Origin of the sequence: Faecalicoccus sp. (assembly GCF_036552745.1) — a bacterium.
In the GTDB taxonomy this organism is placed as follows: domain Bacteria; phylum Bacillota_I; class Bacilli_A; order Erysipelotrichales; family Erysipelotrichaceae; genus Faecalicoccus.
The window spans coordinates 1-3,157 of sequence record NZ_JAXKBY010000100.1 but is presented as its reverse complement, the minus strand read 5'-3'; the positions used below and the strand labels follow the sequence as shown (position 1 = coordinate 3,157).

Sequence of the window (3,157 nt, the reverse complement as noted above, 5' to 3'; positions counted from 1 at the left end):
TGTGTTTACACTCTATCAAAACTAAAAAACATCATTTTTAATTCTCTACATCAACTTTTTAGTTGAATTTAGCGAAAATTTTTAAAAGGATTTCCTTCTTTCAATCGTATTAAGGGTGAAAAGGAGGAAATGAGGATGAAAGAATTAACACTTTTGATTGGTACTTGTATTAGCTGTTGTATGAGTGCCGGATTTACCAACACCAATTTACAACCTATCTTTGAAAATGATATGGTAAGAATGAATGTACAATTAAATACTTTGGATGGCAATCAAGATGGTATTTGTGATTATCAAGATGGACATTATTTCTGTTTGGATAAAGATCACAAGAATTGTATTTTTTATGAAGATGATGATCAAAACGGTATTTGCGATCATTGTCAGAGAAAAGAGAGTTCAGCCAATGTGAGTCGTGCACAAAAACATGTAAAACATAGAACGTATTCAAATTTACGATAGGAGCGATACAATGCGTAGCGAGCGGGAAGTGAATCAGGCTATCGATAAATATGTGAATCTGATCACACGAATTTGTTTTCTGTATTTGAAAAATGAAGCGGATACACAAGATGTCTTGCAGAGTGTCTTTTTGAAGTATTTAAAACACGATAAACCTTTTGAAAGTGAAGAGCATGAAAAGGCATGGTTTATCCGTGTCAGCATTAATGCCTGTAAAGATATTCTGAAGAATTTTTTCCACTCGCATATCGTATCTTTAGATAAAGTTGAACAGTTTTTTTTAACAGAACCACCTCAGCATCCGGAAGTATTGGAAGCCGTTTTGTCCCTTCCGCAAAAGTATCGCTCTGTGATTTATTTATATTATATATGAAGGATATAAAGAAACAGAAATTGCCAGGATCTTCAAGAAAAAAGTCAATACGATCTATACGTGGATGTTTCAGGCAAAACGATTATTAAAAAAGCAGTTGGGAGGTGAATGGGATTCGTCTTGAAATCCAAGAAGATTTTGATAAGATTCAGTGTACAAATCAAATCAAAGAAGAAACAAAGCAGTTTATTGATGATCAAATGCATCACAAGAAAAGATGGGGTTTAAAGTTAGCACTTTCCTTTGCGGTAACTTTACTTGTTTGTGGCTTTAGCTACTGGTTTTACTTTATTCCGGTTGTGGCTATTACATTAGATGGAGAAACATCTATCGAATTACAGATCAATCGTTTAGATCGAGTAATTGATGTGACGAGGTATGACAAACTGGGAAAAGAATGGTGCAAACAGGAGAATCCATGGCATCAGTATTATGAAGACATCCTGCAGGGTTTGAATGATAACGAAGAATGGATGATCACTGTATATAGCAAGGATGAAGCTGTCTGTCAAAAAATTTATGAACAAACTAAAAACTGTACACAGGAAAATAAACAAATTCATTGTCGCATCGGTCGGCATACAAGACAAAGTAATGATACGACACAAACACAAAACCATCATAAAAAGGGTCATCACAAATGACCCCCATTTTAGTTTAGATTTACCTTATCTTTATAATTATCTGTTATATACACATCATATTGACTTGTGGAAAGATCCGGTTCGATGGATGTGCTACCTTTTGAATCGATCCAGACGACACCAACATCTGGATAATTTTCTTGAATGAATTGTTGACCATCCTCTAAGGACATACAGAATAAGGCGGTACTGAGTGCATCGGCTAAGGTTGAATCCTTACAAAAAATCGTCACACTGCGATGATACCTAGGCGGATAGCCGGTCTTTGGATCAATGATGTGTGCATATTGTACGCCATCAACTTCATAATTTCTTTGATAGTCGCCACTTGTCACTATGGCTAAAGGATCTGAGGATTCCAATCGAAGCAGAGAAGTCTGTTTATCCGGATCTTGAATGCCGATCTTCCATGCCTCATTTGACTTATGGCCAATGAGTACCACGTTTCCTCCGGCATTGATAAAACCGGTATGCAATCCTTCTTCTTTCAGCTTTTTTGCTGTTTGTTCTGTCGCATATCCTTTGGCGATACCGCCTAAATCGATTTGAAATTGCAAATCGGTAAAGCGAATCGTATTGCCTTCTATTTGTATCTTATCACTTCCGGAATGAGTTCTTGCCTCTTGAATTTCTTCATTGCCGGGAAGACGACCGCTTTCCTGCTGTGCATTTTTTTCTAAACCTTCTTCCCGGTATGTGTGCCAAATATCTAATAGTTTTCCCTGTGTTATATCAAAAGCTGTATCTTTTTCATTAAAGGATAAAGAATACGTAATCAAATCGACTAATTCAGTATCTACCTTTACCGGATTTTTATAAGCTTCATGATTCAGGGTATATACATTGTTGATACCATCATAGGCGTGATACTGATCAAAAAGCTGATTATAGTGTGTAAAGCTTTCTTTTACGATGGCGACATATGAATCAAATTCTTCTTTAGTACAATCAGCTTCAAAGGTGATCGATGTATCAAAACCAACATCAGTCAATACAATAGAATGTGTATCAGGAAGATTACTTGTTTTATGTTGAATGAAGTAAACGATACTGCAAATCAATACAAAGAAACAGCACGAAATCAAAATCCAGGTTTTAAATGTATTACTCTTTTTTTCCATAATTTGTATTATAGTCAATCTCTATAAAAAAGTCTAACGAGGACTAGCGAAGAATGTTTCTGTCAAGAGACTAGTTTATTGCTATAACATAGTAAAACCATCGATATAAGGCTATTTTTTTTGAATAAGATTAGTCTATAATTAAAGTAGGTGTTAAGCTGAGAAGCTTTTTATAGATGATCAAATGATTGCATATGGTAAAGACTATTTTTATTTGATCTTGATTTTTTGGGACTAATTTTGTCAATGGTTGTATGTTTAATTGAAAATGGATAATAAGAGTGGAACCACGAACTAATTTAATGATTTTTTAAGATGTTATTGAAGATTTTCAAAGAAAGGAGATGGACTGGTGAAACAATTACATTCTTTTAAGATTTTGGTCTCGTTTTTCTTTTATACTTGTGCCTGTATTTTAATGGGGGTTTACTTTCCATGATTCCAATTGAATATCAATGGATTCAAGCCATGAATATTATGCGGGCATGGTGTGTGGTTCCGGCTCTTGTTTATTCGTTATTTTCATTGGCTATTGATCTGATCGTAAAGAATAAACG

General features: G+C 34.7%; 4 protein-coding genes. 3 read left to right on the top strand and 1 reads right to left on the bottom strand.

Features of this window, described 5'->3' with window-relative positions; translation table 11 throughout:
• Positions 1 to 135 precede the first annotated feature (135 nt).
• From U0M88_RS04905 to U0M88_RS04895, 3 genes are all read left to right on the top strand, one after another.
• Complete coding sequence (locus U0M88_RS04905; protein ID WP_303972508.1) at positions 136 to 462, top strand: hypothetical protein; 327 nt, start codon at positions 136 to 138, stop codon at positions 460 to 462.
• A gap of 10 nt (positions 463 to 472) precedes the next feature.
• Positions 473 to 835, top strand: coding sequence for a sigma factor (locus U0M88_RS04900; RefSeq protein WP_331869093.1), 363 nt, complete (start codon positions 473 to 475; stop codon positions 833 to 835).
• 104 nt (positions 836 to 939) lie between these two features.
• Positions 940 to 1,479 carry a hypothetical protein gene (locus U0M88_RS04895; protein ID WP_331869092.1) on the top strand — a complete coding sequence of 180 codons (540 nt, stop codon included), beginning with the start codon at positions 940 to 942 and terminating at the stop codon, positions 1,477 to 1,479.
• Positions 1,480 to 1,487: 8 nt separating this feature from the next.
• On the opposite strand, the gene U0M88_RS04890 is transcribed toward U0M88_RS04895, so the two are convergent.
• A complete protein-coding gene (locus U0M88_RS04890; RefSeq protein WP_331869091.1) occupies positions 1,488 to 2,600 on the bottom strand; it encodes an FAD:protein FMN transferase in 1,113 nt (370 codons plus the stop codon).
• Between the last annotated feature and the right edge of the window lie 557 nt (positions 2,601 to 3,157).